Below are 17,176 nucleotides of genomic sequence, written 5' to 3' on the forward strand. Positions count from 1 at the left end.
CTTGCTCTGTAGCGGTGGGGAGGCTCGATCTCCCGACCTCACGATTATGAGTCGTGCGCTCTAACCAACTGAGCTACACCGCCACGAATGAGAAAAACCTGTGTCAAGCCGGTCAAAACCGCCTTGACACAGGCCCTCATTCAGAGCCCCCCACCGGAATCGATCCGGTGACCTCGTTCTTACCAAGAACGCGCTCTACCACTGAGCTAGGGGGGCAACGAGTAAATACTCTACCGGACGTTTTCAGAAGCTACAAATCGGCGAAAATCCGGGGAAAAACGGCGCCGACACAATTTGCGCAGAGGCCGTTTTCCTGATCCAGATACCGGCCAAAATCAGGGCAGGCGAAGCACCTGCCCGGGGTAGATGAGATCCGGGTTGGGCACAGTGTCGGCGTTGGTCGCGATCAGGGCACCGAGGTCCACACCGAACTGTGCAGCGATACCCCTCATGGTGTCGCCGGGCTCCACCACAACTTCCGTGACACGTGGGGCGACTGGACCGCGCTGTCCTGCCTCGGCAGCGGCCTCAGCAGCCGCCTGCTGGGCCAATGGCTGGACCTCCGGGGCTTCTGGTTCCAAGCCAGCCTCTCCGGCGATCTGAGCGCCCGCAGCATTGGCGGCCTCCTGCTGCTCGGCCGCCTGGGCTGCAGCAGCTTCTCCGGCGGCCTTGCTCGAAGTCCCGACGGCGGCAGCGTCCTCTGCGGCCTGGTCGGCAGCAGATTGGTCCGCAGCAGCTTCCGGGGCGGTGGGCGCAACCTGACCCCTGTGATCCTTCTCACCAAGGCCAAGATTCTTCTTCAAGTTGTCGAGCAATCCCATGGGAACCCTCCTACATTCAGCTTGCGACCGTCAGGCTCTTCGCAGCTACGCGGCTCGTAGCACTTTGATCGTACGGCGGAGTGCCTTCCACCGCACCGTTTACCAGCGTTAAACACATCAGGGGCCGGCCCAAAAGCCGACCCCTGACGGGACTACTTAGTGATTACCACTTGGCAGTATTTACCACTTGGCGGTGTTTACCATTTGCCCTTGCGGTTGAAGTCGCGGTGTCCGCCTTCGCCACCGCTGCGGGGCTTGCGGGCGCCGTCCCCATGGCCACCGAAGCGCGAGCCGCTGGACTGGCCGCGGTCACGGTCGCCGAAGCTGCCTGCAGTGCGCTCGGAGCGGTCGCTGTAGGTGCGGCCACCACGGTCGGCAGAGGAACGCTCGCCGCCCTCGGACTTACGGAAGTCCTTCTTGAACCCACCGCTGCCCTTGAAGTTGCCGCCGCCACGGTTTTCGCGGTCGCCGTAGCCACCACGTCCACCTGCGCCACCGCCGGAGTAACCGCCACGGTCGCCGCTGGGCTTGCGTCCGTTATCCAGCTCGAGGTGGATCAGTTCGCCACCAATACGGGTGCGGGATAGTGCGCGCAGCTGCTCGGGGCTAAGGTCAGCCGGAAGCTCCACCAGGGAGTGGTCCGAGCGGATATCGATGCCACCGATCTGTGCAGAGGAGATGCCGCCTTCGTTGGCAATGGCGCCCACGATCGAGCCCGGCATGACGCGCTGGCGGCGTCCGACGGCGATCCGGTAGGTTGCGTTGCCCTCGGTGAGTGCACGGGTCGGGCCACGGGAGCCGAAGCCGTCCTTGGAGCGCTCGCGCTTCTGGAACTCAGGAGCTGCAGGCAGTTCCTTCACCAGCAGGGGCTGACCGCCCTGGGCCATGACCGCAAGTGCAGCGGCGATCTCCGAGGCCGGTACGTTGTGCTCTTCCTCGTAGGAGGAAATGAGGTCGCGGAACGCTGCAACATCCTCGGACTCGAGGGTCTCGGTGATTCGCTCGGCGAACTTGCCCAGGCGCAGCGTGTTCACGGTCTCGGCGGTGGGCAGGTGCATCTGCTCCACCGGCTGGCGCGTGGCCTTCTCGATGGAACGCAGCAGGTACTTCTCGCGCGGCGTCATGAACAGGATGGCGTCACCGGAACGGCCTGCACGGCCGGTGCGGCCGATGCGGTGGACGTAGGACTCGGTGTCGTGGGGGATGTCGTAGTTGATGACGTGGCTGATGCGCTCAACGTCAAGACCACGGGCTGCGACGTCGGTAGCAACCAGGATGTCGATGCGGCCTTCCTTCAGCGCGTCAACAGTGCGTTCACGCTGCTGCTGCGGGATGTCGCCATTGATGGCGGCAGCCTGGAAACCGCGGGCCTTCAGCTTGTCAGCCAGGTCCTCGGTGGCCATCTTGGTACGCACGAAGGCGATGACGCCGTCGAACTCTTCAACCTCGAGGATGCGGGTCAGGGCGTCCAGCTTGTGCGGGCCCATGACCTGGAGGTAACGCTGCTTGGTGTTGGCGCCGGTGGTGGTCTTGGACTTCACCGAGATTTCAGCAGGGTTGTTCAGGTACTGCTTGGACATGCGGCGGATCTGGCCCGGCATGGTGGCAGAGAACAGCGCAACCTGGCGGGTTTCCGGAGTCTGCTGGAAGATCTGCTCAACGTCATCGGCGAAGCCCATGCGCAGCATCTCGTCAGCCTCGTCCAGCACAAGGTACTGGAGTTCGGAAAGGTCCAGTGAGCCCTTGGCAATGTGGTCGATTACACGGCCGGGGGTACCGACAACAACCTGCGCACCGCGGCGGAGGCCGGCCAGCTGGGGGCCATAAGCGGACCCACCGTAAACCGGGAGGACAGTGAAATCGTCAATGTGCTTGGCGTAGGAAGTGAAGGCTTCAGCAACCTGGAGGGCGAGTTCACGCGTCGGCGCCAGGACCAATGCCTGGGTCTTGCGGGACGGGCCGTTGAGGTCGTGCAGCTCGGCCAGGCGGGACAGTGCGGGGACAGCGAAGGCTGCAGTCTTGCCGGTACCGGTCTGGGCCAGGCCGACGACGTCGCGGCCTTCAAGCAGCAGCGGGATGGTGGCTGCCTGGATGGGGGACGGCTTTTCGTACCCGACATCCTGCAACGCGGCCAAAACGCGGCCATCGATGCCAAGATCGACGAAGCGGACGCCTTCTTCTTCCTCGTCCTCTGCCTTCGGGGCAGGAGCTTCGGTGAAGGCAGGGGCTGCAGACTCGGGTGCAGCGGTCTCGACGGGGGCAGCGGCGGCAGCCGGTGCTTCTACTACGGTGCCTTCAGCGGCGGTCCCTGCTACGTCAGCAGACTCAGCGTTCGGGGCATCGAAGTTTTCGTTGAGATTTTCGGTCATAGGGGGAAATTCCTCATCCATAGGGCAGTCGGCGCGGCCCGGTTGGGCTTGGCCGCATTACTCGTCGCGAAGAGCCGGGCAAAGGTGCCCTGCTTTCGCAAGAAGTCCGGCGCTATCGCAATCCCATGGCAGGACTTCCCGCTGCATCTCTTGGCTGCTATCCCAGCAGTCTGTACAGCGTTTTCTTTAGCCGGCTCTCCCTATGAAAATGCCCGCACACATTTGCGGGCCCCAACACTTACCAGTCCTGCCTCAAGAATTGGGCAGGATAAAGGGATTTCCGGAGTGGGGGATATTTCAAGTGTAGGGCACAGAGGGTCGTTACCGCGAGTTGAGGGCTGATGAAGCCAGGGTGAGCTTGAACACACCCGAACTCTAAGGGGCCTCCATGAAGCACTACAGCCAGTTCAACAAGCCTTACAGCCCGTTCCGACGCAGGACTTTCTCGAACTTGTGATGGTATTCATCCTGAAGCCGGACCTCACCGTCCGCTTCGGCGTCGAGCAGGGCCTGGACCATGTCCGGCGTGGGCTCGCTGAACCACTGGCCAACGGTAATGCCATGCTTCGGTACGAACAGCCGGTGAATGTGGTCTCCCGCAGAGACCGTCCCGGTCTTGATCACGCGCAGGTATGTTCCCACCCGTCCGGCCTGCGTGAAGCGCTTCACCCATTGCGGCTCATCCAGCGAGCGCTGGAACGTGGCGCACGGGACCCGAGGGGACGTCACTTCCACTTCCACATCCAGACCGATCTTCCAGCGTTCACCAATCACGGCTCCCGTGGTTTCGATTCCGGCCACGCGCAGGTTCTCCCCGAACACCCCGGCTGGAAGCTCACGATGCAGTTCCGTGGACCAGTAGTCGGCGTCTGCCTGGGAATAGGCGTAAAGCGCCTGGTCTTCGCCCCCGTGATCGAACCGGTTTGCCTGGACGTCGCCATGGACCCCGAGCTTGTGGATCTTGACGGGGCCTTCCACGGGACGCTTATCGATCGCGGTGACGCCAACGCTTCCTTCCGGGTCCGGCAACAGCTGGTGGACCCGGCAGACAGCGAGGAGGGATGCGGTGTTCATGGACAACAGTTTACGGACGAAGGGCCGGATTTAAGGATCGAACCGGTAACCCATTCCCGCTTCGGTGTGCAAGTGACGCGGCGCGGCCGGGTCCCGCTCCAGCTTTCGCCGCAACTGGGCAATATAGACCCGCAGATATTGGGTCTCCTTGGCATAGGCCTGACCCCAGACCTGCGTCAGGATCTGCTGCTGGCTCACGAGCTTCCCCTTGTTCCGGACCAGCAACTCCAGGATGTTCCACTCGGTGGGCGTCAGCCTCACCTCTGAACCATCCTTCACGATTTTCTTGCCGGCCAGGTCCACCATGAAGTCCGACGTCGCCAAGGTAGGTTCTTCACGATCGGTGAGGACCCGGCGCGAGGCAACCCGAAGCCGCGCAAGCAGTTCATCCAGTCCGAAAGGCTTGGTCACGTAGTCGTCCGCGCCGGCGTCGAGCGCTTCAACTTTGTCCTCCGAGGCATGCCGGGCGGACAAGACGATGATGGGCATGCTGCTCCACCCGCGGATGCGGCGGATGATCTCCACTCCGTCCATGTCCGGCAAGCCAAGGTCCAGCACAACAATATTCACGCTTTGTTTCGCCACCGCGTTCAAGGCGTCGGCGCCGTTTCCCACGGTCACTGCCTGATAGCCATGGGCCTGCAAGGTGACCTGCATTGCCCGCGCAATCTGGGCTTCGTCCTCAACTATCAGCACCCGGGTCATGCCCTGCCCCCGCCGTGACCGGTCCACAACGGCAGCGTAACCACCATGGTCAGGCCGCCACCTGGCGTCGGCTCCGCCATAAGCGTGCCTCCCATGGCTTCCGTAAAACCTTTGGCCACCGCAAGTCCCAGGCCGATTCCACCGCCGGCGCTTGCGGGGGCAGGCGAATCGCCAAGCCGCTGGAATGGCTGGAACATCTCAAGCACCTCGTTGTGTCCCACTCCGCTGCCGTGGTCCACGATCCTCAGTTCGCTGGCAGGCCTGTCCCCCACGGTGATCCCTGCGCCTGCACGCGCAGTGAGGACAACGTCCGAACCCGGCGCGTATTTCACTGCGTTTTCAACGATGTTGGCCACCACGCTCTCCAGCATTCCGGCATCAGCCGTTACCGGCGGAAGGTTGGGTTGCAGCTCGTTGCGTATCCGGTCCTTCGGGATCCCGCGTAGTGCTTCAGGCAGAATTTCAGCCCACGTGGTGCCCGCGAGCAACGGGTTCACGGCGTCGGCGGTAATCCGGGACATATCCAGCAGGTTGTCCACCAAATGGTCCAGGCGATCGGCGTAATTCTCGATTGTCTCCAGCAACTCCTTCTCCACGTCCGGCGGGAACTGGACCTCTTCCTGCCGCAGGCTGCTGACAGCCAGTTTGATGCCGGCCAGCGGCGTCCGCAAGTCATGCGAAACGGCACGAAGGATGGACGTGCGCATCTTGTTTCCCTCGGCCAGGCGAAGGTTGTCCCGCCGGCTCTTGACCAGTTGCTGCCGCTCACGCACGGCAACCACGAACGCTCCGAAGGCGGCCAGCAGCCGCTGGTGTTGCGAAGACAGCGCACCGCCGCGCAACAACAGCGTGTAGTGGGGATCGACGACGGCGGCATGGTCGGCCGCGGCGTGGGTCACCGGCGGATTGGGGCCGGCACTCGCAAGGACCCGCCACTGTGGCGGCGCCCCTGGCACTGTGACGCTGTCCGGGGTGGGGGAACCCAACAATGTCACAGCTTCCATGCCGAGGTTGCCGCGGACCTTTTCAAGGAAGGACTCAAGGCTGCCGTCCGAGCTAAGGATGCGCAGGGCCAACTCGCTCAGGGCCGTGGCCTCTGCCTCGGACCTCGCAGCTTCCTGGGCCCTGCGGCTTGCCAGTCCCACCGCGAGCGCCACGCCGCAGGCCACAGCCAGGAAAACCACAAGGGTGAAGAGGGTGGTGGGATCAGCGATGGACAGCGAACCAACGGGTTCGGCGGAGAAGTAGTTCAAGAGGAAACTGCCCAGCACCGCTGCGACCACGGCCGGCCACAGGCCTCCGATTGCGGCAACGGCCACGGCTGCTGCCAGCTGAAGGAGCATGATCATGGCGAAGTTGCGGAAGCCCAGCAAAGTGACCAGTACTTCGACGCCGGGCGGCAACAGCAGGGCCAGGAAAAGGCCTGTGGCAACACGTCCACGGCCGATGCCCCGAACCGCGGGAAGACGCAGGAGAACGGCGTCGGCTTCGGTGCTTTGTGCTTCAGGACCTGGCATGGCTACATCCTTCCACGATTGGCAGGGTGGGCAGTTCTGCCCACCCTGCTCTGAGACCAGTGCCCGCGCTCCGCTCAAGGACTAGGCTTGCTTTCAGCATCTGGTCCGGCATGGCGTCGGACACTCCAACGGTCTATCCAGGGGGATATACATGGACCCGAAAGAAGGCGCCGCAGGCAACGGCGGTTCAGGCAATGGCTCGGACGCGGCCAGGAATCCGCCCAAGCCACCACCATGGCAAGTGCCCAAGCCCGAGCTTCACCCCGAGTTGATCCCGCCTGCCGTTGACGACCAGAACGAAACGCCAAACGGACACAAGCCTGGCTCCCCCAGGCCCGATGCATCCCACCCGGAGCCAGGCGGACCCCTTCCGATCATTGATCCGTTCGCCAAGGAACGTGAACGCGAATCAGCCCAGGCAGAGGCACGGAAGAAGCGCTCCCGGCGCCGCACCGTCGTCGTGGGTTTGGGCGTTACCGCCCTTCTGGCCGGAACCATCACCGCCGTTGTTGCCAGCAGTGAGCAAGAGGCCGACTACGCGCAGGTCTGTTTCAACGATGAAACCGGCGAGCGCGTAGACGATACCCAATGCAACAACAGCAGCTCGGATGGCCGCGGTTCTGCCATTTACGCCTGGTACTTCTACTCCCGCGGAGCCAGCGTGCCCGCTGTGGGACAGAACCGCAGCGCCTACCCGAGTTACACCAAGACAGTTCCGCAGGGCGCCAAGACCTCCACGGGCTACAGCACCAAGGGCGGAACCGTCAGCCGTGGCGGCTTTGGCAGCAGTTCCAAAAGCGGCGGAAGCTCGGGAGGCTAGGCGTGCAGCGTTTGCCCTCCGAGCCCAGGCCGGACTGGAAAAAGAAGATCGAAGAACAAGGCCTGGTTTTTTCCACCACCACCATGCCCGACGGCCGCAAAATCGAATACTGGAACGAGTCGGCGTACTACGAATTCACCATGGACGAGGTGGAGACGCTCGAGAAGACAGCGGAGGACATGCACCTCATGTGCCTGGAGGCGGCAAAGTACCTTGCCACCGGGGCGATGGGCGAAATTGGGATCGGGCAACAGGCGCTGGAGCTCGCCGGCGAATCCTTGCAGGCCGGGGACATGGACATCTACGGCCGCTTCGACTTCATCTATGACGGCAAGGGTGGGCCGGCCAAGATGCTGGAGTACAACGCCGACACGCCCACAGGCCTGATTGAAGCGTCCGTTGCACAGTGGTTCTGGCTACAGGATGTGTTCCCGGAAAAGGACCAGTGGAACGGAATCCACGAGGCCCTGATCCGGCAGTGGAAGAAGCTGCAGTTCCGGACCGGCATGAGCACCCTCCATGTAGCCCACTCTGAAGCGGAGGAATCCGGTGAAGACTGGATGACTGCGGCCTATATGCGGGATGTAGCGAGCCAGGGCGGGTGGACCACCATCGGCATCAATATGTCCGACATCGGCTGGGACCCCAACCTGAACCGCTTCGTGGACCTGGACAACTTCATGATCAGCACCATGTTCAAGCTGTACCCGTGGGAACTGATGATGAAGGAACCGTTCGGACACCGGCTGCTGACGCGGGCGCACAACCCTCGATGGGTGGAGCCCGCGTGGAAGATGCTGCTGTCCAACAAGGCGCTCCTGGCTGCGCTCTGGCATCTTTACCCCGGCCACGAGAACCTGCTGCCGGCGTATCTCGGCGATCCCGGCCCGCTCAAGGAATGGGTGGCCAAACCCCTGCACGGACGCGAGGGCGACAACATCCGGATCCACGCCCCCGGCATCGAACTCCAGCAACCCGGCGGCTATGGCCGTGAAGGGTGGTGCTTCCAGCAGTACCACGCACTCCCTGACTTCGAGGGGAACCACCCGGTGCTGGGCCTATGGGTGGTGGATGGCGAGTCCGTCGGTTGCGGTATCCGCGAATCGGATGGCCCCATCACGGACTATTTCTGCCGCTTCGTTCCCAACACCATTGACGCCCCGGCGCCTGCCGCGCCCACTACTACTTCCTACGGAGCTGCGCTTTGAGCACTGAAATTTCGACGCCGGACGGCGGTTCAGCGGGTGGCGACCGTACCGCCGTCGTACCTTCCAAAGGCCTCCATGCAGGCATCCTGGACCTTGGCGACTCCGTCATGCTGGGGCTGGCGTCAACGGCGCCTGTGTATTCGCTGGCCGCTACGCTGGGGCTCATTGTCGCCGTCAACGGCAACTACACTCCCCTGATCCTGGTTCTTGGCTTCATCCCCGTGCTGTTCATCGCCTACGCCTTCCGCGAGCTGAACAGTGCACTCCCTGATTGCGGCACCACGTTCTTCTGGGCCCGCAAAGCCTTTGGGCCGTGGGCCGCCTGGCTGGGCGGCTGGGGCGTGGCGTTGGCCGGGATCGTAGTCCTCGCCAACTTGGCCCAAATTGCGGGGAAGTACCTGTGGTTGCTGATCGGCGACGGTTCCCTGGCCGACAACACGTGGTTGGTCACCGCCACCGGGGTCTTGTTCATCGGGTTCATGACCTACGTGAACCACCGCGGCATCCGCCTTGGTGAGCACGTCCAACGGACTTTGACCTACATCCAGTACATCTCCCTGGGCATCTTTGCGGTGGCCATCATTGTCCGGATCGCCGGTGGCGCACCTGGCGGAGCCAACGGCAGCGACACCACCATCCAGGCATTCGACCTTGAGTGGTTCAACCCCGCGGGGGCGTTCGCCGACCCCAGCGCCGTAGTTCACGGGGTCCTGCTTGCCCTGTTCATCTACTGGGGCTGGGACACGTGCCTGGCCCTGAACGAAGAGACTGAAAACCCTGCGAAGACTCCCGGCCGGGGAGCCGTTATCTCGGCGTTTGTCCTGGTGGCAATCTACGTTTCCGTCGCCCTGCTGGTGATGATGTATGCGAGTGTCGGTACAGATGGCATTGGCCTGGGCAATGAAGCGAACCAGGATGACGTGTTCCTGGCCATGAAGGACGTCGTGCTGGGCCCCTGGGGTTGGCTGATCGTGGTGGCTGTGCTCGCATCGGTGCTGTCCTCAACGCAGACAACCATCCTCCCAACAGCCAGGGGAACGCTGTCCATGGGCGTTCATGGTGCCCTGCCAGCGCGTTTTGGCAAGGTCCACCAAAGGTTCCAGACACCGGGTTTCTCTACCCAGGTCATGGGCGTTGCTGCGGTGGCGTACTACGTGGCCATGAGCTTCCTCAGCGAGGACCTGCTGGCCGACTCGATCAGCGCCATCAGCCTTTTCATCGCGTTCTACTACGCCCTGACCGGCTTCTCATGCGTATGGTTCTTCCGCTCTACGCTCCGCGATTCTGCCCGCAACCTGTGGTTCCGCGGCATCCTGCCCTTCCTGGGCGCGGTTTCGCTGACGGTGGCGTTCTTCATCTCGGCGGTGCAGATGTGGGATCCGGAATACGGGGACACCCAGATCTTTGGGATCGGCGGAGCCTTTGTGAGTGGTGTCCTACTCCTGGTCCTGGGCGTCGTGCTTGCCATCGTGTGCCGCTTCGCACCTGCGACGCGTGCCTTCTTCACCGGTGAGCACACCGAGGTCGGGCTGGTCCGCGGCGAGTAACGCTGCGTTCCCTTTGGAACTAACGGGCGGCCATGGCCCAGCGGCGGAGCCGGTCGGGCACGCCGTCCGGCAAGACAGTGTCCCGCCGCAGTGCCACGAGCCAGCAGACCAGGATCGCAACGGCGCAGAAAACTCCGGCGCTCGACGCCATGATCCACAGGCCCGGTGTCTGGACGTTGAGGTCCTCGGCGCCCAGGGCCGTTCCAATGGTTTTTGGCGAAGAGAAGAACACGAACGCGGAAACGGCCAGAACGGCACCCATCACGATTCGCTGCGCCATGTACCTGGACGGGGTTTCCTTGATGGTCCAGGCAAAGGCCGGAAGGACCACTGCCATCCACACCCAGTGGTGCGACCACGAGACCGGGCTGATGAGCAGCATGGTTAGGGCCGTTGCTGACATCGCTATGACGCGGGCACCCTGTGCGGATGCCGAACGGATGAGAAGCCGCCACAACGACCGTGGCCAGGCTGAGGGCGAGCCACGGAAGCGTCACCGAGTCCTGTGGAACACCGAAGTGCAGCAAGGCACCTTTGATCGAAAGGTTGTCGACGTAACCGGCTCCACCGATTCGGGACGTGTCAGGGAGGATTTCAAGCCAGAACTGGATCGATTCGGCAGGCCTGAGGAGCCATCCCAGAAGGACTGTGCCACTGAAACCCATGGCCATGTTGGCCAGCCCACGCCAGTCCTTGCGCATCAGGAAATACAGGCCGAAGACCAGCGGCGTCAGCTTAATACCTGCTGCGATGCCCACAAGGAAGCCGCTGCTTTGGAGTCCCCGGCCCCGGGAGCCCACTCCCAGCAAGTCGACGGCCATCAGGCCCATCAGCAGGATGTTGATCTGGCCGAACGCCAACGTCTCGCGCCACGGTCCGAGAAACAAGACGGCCAGGAACAGTGCAGCCACGAACCAGCGGCTGCGGCCTGGTGCCAACGCTGCACGCCAGTCGGATTTCGATGCCCAGTACTTGACGATGGTGGCGGCAACCCAGGCTGCGACCGCAACCCCGGCCACGTTGAACAGCATGAGCGCAGCTGGCTGGGGCCACAGTGCCAGCAGGCCGAAGACGAGGGCCGCGAAGGGCGGGTAGGTAAAGGGAAGTTGCGGTCCCCCTGCCCATGCAACAGTGGGGGCGTAAAGATCCGACGGCGAGGCCCCGGCTTCGTTGAGGATGCTTCCGCCAAACCAATAGACGCTGAAGTCCAGGCCCTGCTTGGCCCAGCCGGCAAGCATCAGCCACACCGGCAACACAACGAACGCCACCGGCAGCCAGCGGATTGCCCTTGAAGCGGTGAATGCGGGCGGGCGCGGAACTTCGGCATCCGCCTTGGCCTGTAAGTCGACGACGGGCAGTGCCATTTCTTGTCCCCCAATATTTTCCATGTGCGCAGTGGGGAACATGGGCTCCCGAATACATACTACTTATGAGCCCCCAACGGGCCGATCGTTCGGACTCCAGAGGCAACCTTCCCGCGGGCAACCTACCGGGAGCAACCTTTACCGGGCGTGGAGCCGCTTAGGATGCTGGAATGAGCGATTCAACGACGAACACCTCGGATGTGCTGGCCCTTGATTCCCTGTTGACCAGCGACGAGCTGGCCCTCCGTGAGAAAGTGCGGGATTACACAACCCAGCGGATCAGGCCGAATATCGCGCGCTGGTATGAGGACGCAGTGTTCCCACGGGAGATCGCCCCCGAGTTGGGCGAGCTCGGCGTCCTTGGAATGCATCTGGAGGGTTATGGCTGCCCCGGCCGCACCGCCGTCGAGTATGGCCTGGCAGCCATGGAACTGGAGGCCGGCGATTCCGGCATCCGCACGTTCGTCTCGGTGCAAGGCTCGCTCGCCATGACGGCTATTCACAAGTGGGGCTCAGAGGAACAGAAAGAACAGTGGCTGCCGCGGATGGCCGCCGGTGAGCTGATCGGCTGCTTTGCGTTGACCGAGCCGACGGCGGGTTCGGACCCGTCGTCGATGACCACGTTCGCCCGTGAAACGGCAGACGGCTGGATGCTCAACGGCGTCAAGCGCTGGATCGGACTGGCCTCTATTGCCGACGTCATGGTGGTGTGGGCCCAAACAGAGGACGGCATCCGGGGATTCCTCGTACCGGCCGGCACGCGGGGCGTCACGGCCACACCGATCGAGCCGAAGCTCTCCATGCGTGCATCTATCCAATGCGACGTAAAGTTCGACGGCGTGAGGCTGGGTCCAGAGTCAATCCTCCCGGGTGCCATAGGACTTCGGGGCCCGTTCTCCTGTCTCAACGAGGCCAGGTACGGCATCGCCTGGGGAGCGATGGGTGCGGCCCGGGACTCCTACGAGGCCGCCCTCGAGTACGCCGGGACGCGACTGCAGTTCGGGCGCCCGCTGGCGGGTTATCAGCTCACCCAGGAGAAGCTGGTAAACATGCTCCTCGAGATCCAGAAGGGCACCATGCTCGCACTCCACCTGGGCCGCCTGAAAGACGACGGACACCTCCAGCCGCAGCAGATCTCGCTGGGCAAGCTCAACAATGTCCGCGAGGCCATCAAGATCGCCCGCGAGGCCCGCACCATCCTGGGCGGCAATGGCGTCACCTTGGAGTATGCGCCGCTGCGGCACGCCAACAACCTGGAATCAGTTCGCACCTATGAGGGCACTGACGAGGTCCACACCCTGATTCTGGGGCAGCACATCACGGGGATCGGCGCCTTCCGCGGCTAACCCCACCCAAGTAGGTAGCAGCTGAGCGCGTTTTCATGCCTGACTACGCGCTCAGCTGCTACACAGTTGGGGAGCCGGCGACCGCCACGGGTTGCTTCCGCGCGGCGTCCTTGCGGATGGTTGCGCTGATCACCGCAGCCACCGTGCACATTGCGGCCGCGCCCAGCCAGGCGTAGTTGTAGTGGCCCGTGGCGTCACGGATGAAGCCAGCTGCGAGGGCTGCGGCCGCCGCTCCGAGTTGATGGGCCGCGAACACCCAGCCGAACACCACGGAGCCATCGGCGCCGAACACCGAGCGACAGATGGCTGCAGTCGGAGGAACAGTCGCCACCCAGTCCAAGCCATAGACCACGACGAAGATGATCATGCTCGGTTCCACGGATGAGCCCAGCAGCAGCGGCAGCACCAGAAGACCGATCCCCCGGAATTGGTAATACACCGCCAGCAGGACTTTGGGGTTGAAACGGTCGGTCAGCCAACCGGATGCGATGGTCCCCACGATGTCGAAGATCCCGACGACGGCCAGCAAGCCCGCCGCTGTGGTTTCGGGCATTCCGTGATCGTGCGCTGAGGGAATGAAGTGCGTGCCGATGAGACCGTTGGTGGTGGCACCACAAATGGCGAAGCCCGCAGCCAACGCCCAGAACGTGCGCACTTTGCTGGCGCGCTTGAGGACCTGCAATGCCCGGACGGCCGCGTTCGCCGAATCCGGCTTGGCTGTAACGGGACCGGGCTGTGGCGACGCCCCCGCACCGGCCGGCGTCGTGGTCTTTGTTCCGGCGGTACTGGCGTCAGGTGCTTCCGCACCGTAAGGCAACACCCCGACGTCGGCCGGTGAGTTCCGCAACCAGCGCAGGACCAGTGGTACCACCGCCAGCGCGCCAGCGGCGATGAGGAGCGACGCGCCCCTCCAGCCCGGGTCCTGTGCCAGTGCGGCGATGAAGGGCAGGAACACGAGTTGGCCAGCGGCGCTGCCGGCGGTCAGTATGCCGATCACCAGGCCACGGCTCTTGGCGAACCACGTGTTGGCGATGGTCGCCGCGAAGACGAGGGCCATGGATCCCGTTCCCAGGCCAATCAACAGGCCCCACGTGAGCAGGATCTGCCAGGACTGGTTCACCAACACAGTAAGCGCAGATCCCAGGCCAATCAGGCAGAGGGCCAGCGACGTGACTTTGCGTATACCGAAGCGTTCCATCAAGGCCGCGGCGAACGGGGCAGTCAGCCCGAACAGGACGAGGTTGATGCTCACCGCAAGGGACAAGACCGTGGTGGACCAGCCGAATTCCTCTTGAAGCGGGACCATCAGCACACCGGGCGCGGCCCTGAATCCGGCCGCCCCTACCAAGGCGAGGAAAGCAACGGCGGCTACGATCCAGGCCGGGTGCAGCCTCCGCCCGGAGCGTTTCCCAGGTTCAGGGCGCTTGGCAGCTTCAGGGCGCTTACCGGTGGGGACCTCTGCCGCGTTTGTCGGAGTTGTCGGAGTTCCTGTGACATCGGGAGCGGTCATGCGGAGATCTCCGTTTCGAGGGAAGGTGTTAGGGGCGGCGCGACGGCCAATGGCATCGGCTGGTCGCTGCGTTTGAAGCTATGCCAGCTGGTATTGGCGGCAGTCAGTTGGACGCCACAGTGGGTGCAGGTGTCCGCGGACGCCGTGGCTTGTCCGCAGTCCGTGTGGATGACCCGCATATGGGATACCGCGTTGGGGGCGTCCAAGTGTTTCTCTGCCCAGATGATGATGGCATTCAGGACCGGAAGAGCGTCCTCGCCCTTGGGTGTGAGCACGTATTCCTGCCGGATCCGGGCCCCATCCTGGTAAGGACGCTGGGCCAGCAAGCCACTCTCCAGCAGCCAGCTGAGCCGCTTGCTGAGGATGTTGTCCGCGACCTCGAGCCGCTGTTTGATGGCCTCGAAGCGGCCGTTTCCGAAGAAGATCTCGCGGAGTACCAGGCTCCCCCATGGATCGCCCAGGACATCGAGACCGCGGGCCAGGCTGCACGTGCGCGCGGACCAGTCGGATCGTAGAGGCATGCGGACAAAGTACATGACTTTTCTAAAGAAAGCCAAGACCACGGCAGTGTCCTGACCTATCTTGAACCTGGAACCACATGTGACCTCCGCGACACACCCCCGCTGGTTTGCCGTAGTTTCATCATTGGTTTACCCGGACTGCCTAGGCTGGCTGCGTCAACTCTGACCACGAAAGGCACCCTGAATGTCCTCGAATACCCCTGACTTGGTTAATCGTTCCACCGGAGGGTCCGCGCTTTCCCGCCGCGGCTTCCTGGGCACCGCGGCAGCAGCGACGGCGCTTGCCGCCACCGGCTCGCTGCTGCCTCCATCCGTTCAGGCAGCGATGGCCAAGCCAGTCCCGCCAGGAAACCTCCAATCCATCAAGCACGTGATTGTGCTGATGCAGGAAAACCGTTCCTTCGACCACTACTTTGGCTCCCTGCGTGGCGTCCGCGGATATGGCGACAAGTCCGTGACGCGGCTGCCCAATGGCAAGTCCATGTTCGAGCAGCCACGGGCAACGGGCGAGACCGTTCTGCCGTTCTCCCTCCGCAAAGCAGCGGAGCTCGCTGGCCGCCCAGGCTCCGACATCCAGTACCTGGGCGATCTTGACCACTCCTTCGCTGGTACTACGACGGCGTGGAACAACGGCTGGTGCGATAAATGGGTTCCTGCCAAGAGCGCATCCACCATGACCTTCTATGAGCGTGCAGACATTCCTTTGCAGTACGAACTCGCCGACACGTTCACCATCTGCGACGCTTACCACTGCTCCGTCAACGGCTCCACCAATCCCAACCGCAACTACCTCTGGAGCGGCACCACGGGCAACGAGCCAGGAAGCACCAAGCGGGCCGTGACCAACGCGGCCTACAGCTACACCCACGGCGGATACGACTGGACCACCTACCCCAAACGCTTGGAAAAGGCCGGTATTTCCTGGAGGATCTATCAGGACTGGGACAACTTCACGGACAATGCCGTGGAGTACTTCCAAACCTTCAAGGCAATCGGCAGGAAGATGCTGGCCTCGGTAGAGGGCAACCTCAACACCACCGAGGAGTTCTACGACAAGCTGGCCGGCAAGACCCCTGCCGAGCAGGACCGCCTCCTTGCCCAGCTTGAGCAAGGCCGCGCTTCGCTCAGCGAGTCCGAGAAAGCGCTCTTCGACAAAGCCATGTGGCGCGGCCGGCCTGACACGCTCCTTCAACGGCTCAGCACCGACATCAAGGATGGCGCTTTGCCGCAAGTCAGCTGGCTGGTTCCCTCGGCGGCAGACTCCGAGCACCCGGGAGCATCCACGCCAGTGGGCAGTGCAAACTTCGTCTACAGGCTTTTGGACACCGTAGCCAGCAACCCGGACACGTGGGACACCACGGCAATCTTCCTCAACTTCGACGAGAACGACGGCTACTTCGACCATGTCCCACCACCCGTCCAACCACGCCCGGAGTCCGGGGAATCCACTGACTGGACCACGGCACGGCCCATAGGCCTGGGCCCGCGCGTTCCCATGACCATCGTTTCCCCATGGACCGTAGGCGGCTATGTGAGCTCCGAGGTCTTCGACCACACCTCCGTGCTCCGCTTCCTGGAGCGCTGGACCGGCGTCGAAGAGCCCAACATCTCGCTTTGGCGCCGTGAAGTCTGCGGCGACCTCACAGGCGTCTTTAACTTCGATTCCCCGGGGACTCCCCCGGTTCTGGACCACCCCGGCCCTGTGCCTGCCAAGATCAGCAGGTGGCGGCCGAACCCACCGGCGGTCCAGGTGGCCCCCATCCAGGAACCCGGAAGCCGGCCGGCCCGTCCGCTGCCCTACAGGCCCGGAGTATCGGCCGCGGTTCAGCCCGGCAAAATTACCCTGGCACTGGCAAACAGCGGCACACGGTCCAGCCACTTCACCATCTATGGCTACGCGGGCGAAGTCACCGAACCCCGGCATGCGGACGTTTTGGGCAACCAGAAGGTGGAGCTCACCGTCCCGTCCAGCGATTTCGACGTCGTCGTCACCGGTCCCAACCGCTACCAGTACGAGCTGAAAGGCTCGACGGCGGGCCTTGCGGCCGGCGTCGACGTCACCATGAACGGTCGCCGCGGTAACAAGGCGGTGGAACTGGAGGTACGCAATAACGGAGGAGCGTCCGTGACTCTAAAGCTCGAGTCCCTGCAGTACCTGGACGGCAGCGACACCGTAAAACTCAAGCCGGGCCAAACAAAGAAGATCGGTTGGGAGACGCTGCAGGGTTGGTACGACATCCAGGTCACCTCACCCGAGGATGCTTCCTTCCGGAGGCGCCTAACCGGTCGTGAGGAAGACGGCATGGAAGGTATCTCGGGCTAGCCGGAACGCAACACTTTGAAGAATCCCGCGCTTGTTCACCCCACAGCGGGA

At 63.2% G+C, this 17,176-nt stretch carries 13 protein-coding genes, 2 tRNA genes and 1 pseudogene; 5 read left to right on the forward strand and 11 right to left on the reverse strand.

Annotated features, from left to right (window positions below; all coding sequences use genetic code 11):
• Positions 1-9: 9 nt before the first annotated feature.
• The 7 genes from ACZ5G6_RS17695 to ACZ5G6_RS17725 form a co-directional block, all read right to left on the reverse strand.
• Positions 10-83: transfer RNA gene (locus ACZ5G6_RS17695), tRNA-Met, on the reverse strand.
• Between the two features lie 61 nt (positions 84-144).
• Positions 145-216, reverse strand: a tRNA-Thr gene (locus ACZ5G6_RS17700).
• 119 nt (positions 217-335) lie between these two features.
• The gene (locus tag ACZ5G6_RS17705; protein WP_498686914.1) at positions 336-821 is read right to left on the reverse strand and encodes a LysM peptidoglycan-binding domain-containing protein; all 486 of its coding nucleotides are present in this window, start codon (positions 819-821) and stop codon (positions 336-338) included.
• Positions 822-1,018: 197 nt separating this feature from the next.
• Positions 1,019-3,190 (reverse strand): DEAD/DEAH box helicase, encoded by a 2,172-nt coding sequence (locus ACZ5G6_RS17710; protein WP_498686916.1) that lies wholly within the window; start codon positions 3,188-3,190, stop codon positions 1,019-1,021.
• Positions 3,191-3,607: 417 nt separating this feature from the next.
• Entirely contained in the window at positions 3,608-4,264 is a 657-nt protein-coding gene (locus ACZ5G6_RS17715; protein WP_498686919.1) for an MOSC domain-containing protein, read from the reverse strand.
• A 30-nt stretch (positions 4,265-4,294) separates the two neighbouring features.
• Positions 4,295-4,969, reverse strand: a complete 675-nt coding sequence (locus ACZ5G6_RS17720) for a response regulator (RefSeq protein ID WP_223934094.1) — start codon at positions 4,967-4,969, stop codon at positions 4,295-4,297.
• The gene (locus ACZ5G6_RS17725; protein WP_498686922.1) at positions 4,966-6,486 is read right to left on the reverse strand and encodes a sensor histidine kinase; all 1,521 of its coding nucleotides are present in this window, start codon (positions 6,484-6,486) and stop codon (positions 4,966-4,968) included. The genes ACZ5G6_RS17720 and ACZ5G6_RS17725 overlap by 4 nt, the downstream gene beginning before the upstream one ends.
• A gap of 151 nt (positions 6,487-6,637) precedes the next feature.
• Between ACZ5G6_RS17725 and ACZ5G6_RS17730 the strand changes: the two genes are divergently transcribed.
• Genes ACZ5G6_RS17730 through ACZ5G6_RS17740 form a run of 3 tightly spaced genes read left to right on the forward strand, consistent with a single transcriptional unit; the run spans position 6,638 to position 10,061 of the window.
• A complete protein-coding gene (locus tag ACZ5G6_RS17730) occupies positions 6,638-7,306 on the forward strand; it encodes a Tat pathway signal protein (RefSeq protein ID WP_498686924.1) in 669 nt (222 codons plus the stop codon).
• 2 nt (positions 7,307-7,308) lie between these two features.
• A complete protein-coding gene (locus ACZ5G6_RS17735) occupies positions 7,309-8,514 on the forward strand; it encodes a glutathionylspermidine synthase family protein (protein WP_223934100.1) in 1,206 nt (401 codons plus the stop codon).
• Positions 8,511-10,061, forward strand: coding sequence for an APC family permease (locus ACZ5G6_RS17740; protein ID WP_498686927.1), 1,551 nt, complete (start codon positions 8,511-8,513; stop codon positions 10,059-10,061). Before ACZ5G6_RS17735 ends, ACZ5G6_RS17740 begins: the two co-directional genes overlap by 4 nt.
• A gap of 19 nt (positions 10,062-10,080) precedes the next feature.
• Here the strand turns inward: ACZ5G6_RS17740 and ACZ5G6_RS17745 are convergent, their stop codons facing one another.
• A complete protein-coding gene (locus ACZ5G6_RS17745; protein ID WP_498692016.1) occupies positions 10,081-10,464 on the reverse strand; it encodes a hypothetical protein in 384 nt (127 codons plus the stop codon).
• Between the two features lie 82 nt (positions 10,465-10,546).
• Positions 10,547-11,467: pseudogene (locus tag ACZ5G6_RS17750) on the reverse strand (glycosyltransferase family 87 protein); the annotation flags it as partial.
• Positions 11,468-11,595: 128 nt separating this feature from the next.
• Between ACZ5G6_RS17750 and ACZ5G6_RS17755 the strand changes: the two are divergent.
• Entirely contained in the window at positions 11,596-12,771 is a 1,176-nt protein-coding gene (locus ACZ5G6_RS17755) for an acyl-CoA dehydrogenase family protein (protein WP_498686928.1), read from the forward strand.
• A gap of 58 nt (positions 12,772-12,829) precedes the next feature.
• Here the strand turns inward: ACZ5G6_RS17755 and ACZ5G6_RS17760 are convergent, their stop codons facing one another.
• A complete protein-coding gene (locus ACZ5G6_RS17760; protein ID WP_498686932.1) occupies positions 12,830-14,281 on the reverse strand; it encodes an MFS transporter in 1,452 nt (483 codons plus the stop codon).
• On the reverse strand, positions 14,278-14,802 hold the full coding sequence (locus ACZ5G6_RS17765; protein ID WP_223937627.1) for a winged helix-turn-helix transcriptional regulator: 525 nt from the start codon (positions 14,800-14,802) through the stop codon (positions 14,278-14,280). The genes ACZ5G6_RS17760 and ACZ5G6_RS17765 overlap by 4 nt, the downstream gene beginning before the upstream one ends.
• Positions 14,803-14,986: 184 nt before the next feature.
• Here ACZ5G6_RS17765 and ACZ5G6_RS17770 point away from each other — a divergent pair, with 184 nt between their 5' ends.
• Positions 14,987-17,125: a phosphocholine-specific phospholipase C gene (locus tag ACZ5G6_RS17770; RefSeq protein ID WP_498686934.1), complete on the forward strand. Its 2,139-nt coding sequence runs from the start codon at positions 14,987-14,989 to the stop codon at positions 17,123-17,125.
• The last annotated feature ends 51 nt before the right edge of the window (positions 17,126-17,176 follow it).

It is taken from the genome of Arthrobacter sp. TmtSoilC51, from assembly GCF_055388015.1.

What these genes read in the sequence shown, in the direction of transcription:
- ACZ5G6_RS17705 (WP_498686914.1), bottom strand. Translation starts at nt 821, where the DNA reads ATGGGATTGCTCGACAACTTGAAGAAGAATCTTGGCCTTGGTGAGAAG.
- ACZ5G6_RS17710 (WP_498686916.1), bottom strand. Translation starts at nt 3,190, where the DNA reads ATGACCGAAAATCTCAACGAAAACTTCGATGCCCCGAACGCTGAGTCT.
- ACZ5G6_RS17715 (WP_498686919.1), bottom strand. Translation starts at nt 4,264, where the DNA reads ATGAACACCGCATCCCTCCTCGCTGTCTGCCGGGTCCACCAGCTGTTG.
- ACZ5G6_RS17720 (WP_223934094.1), bottom strand. Translation starts at nt 4,969, where the DNA reads ATGACCCGGGTGCTGATAGTTGAGGACGAAGCCCAGATTGCGCGGGCA.
- ACZ5G6_RS17725 (WP_498686922.1), bottom strand. Translation starts at nt 6,486, where the DNA reads ATGCCAGGTCCTGAAGCACAAAGCACCGAAGCCGACGCCGTTCTCCTG.
- ACZ5G6_RS17730 (WP_498686924.1), top strand. Translation starts at nt 6,638, where the DNA reads ATGGACCCGAAAGAAGGCGCCGCAGGCAACGGCGGTTCAGGCAATGGC.
- ACZ5G6_RS17745 (WP_498692016.1), bottom strand. Translation starts at nt 10,464, where the DNA reads ATGTCAGCAACGGCCCTAACCATGCTGCTCATCAGCCCGGTCTCGTGG.
- ACZ5G6_RS17755 (WP_498686928.1), top strand. Translation starts at nt 11,596, where the DNA reads ATGAGCGATTCAACGACGAACACCTCGGATGTGCTGGCCCTTGATTCC.
- ACZ5G6_RS17760 (WP_498686932.1), bottom strand. Translation starts at nt 14,281, where the DNA reads ATGACCGCTCCCGATGTCACAGGAACTCCGACAACTCCGACAAACGCG.
- ACZ5G6_RS17765 (WP_223937627.1), bottom strand. Translation starts at nt 14,802, where the DNA reads ATGCCTCTACGATCCGACTGGTCCGCGCGCACGTGCAGCCTGGCCCGC.
- ACZ5G6_RS17770 (WP_498686934.1), top strand. Translation starts at nt 14,987, where the DNA reads ATGTCCTCGAATACCCCTGACTTGGTTAATCGTTCCACCGGAGGGTCC.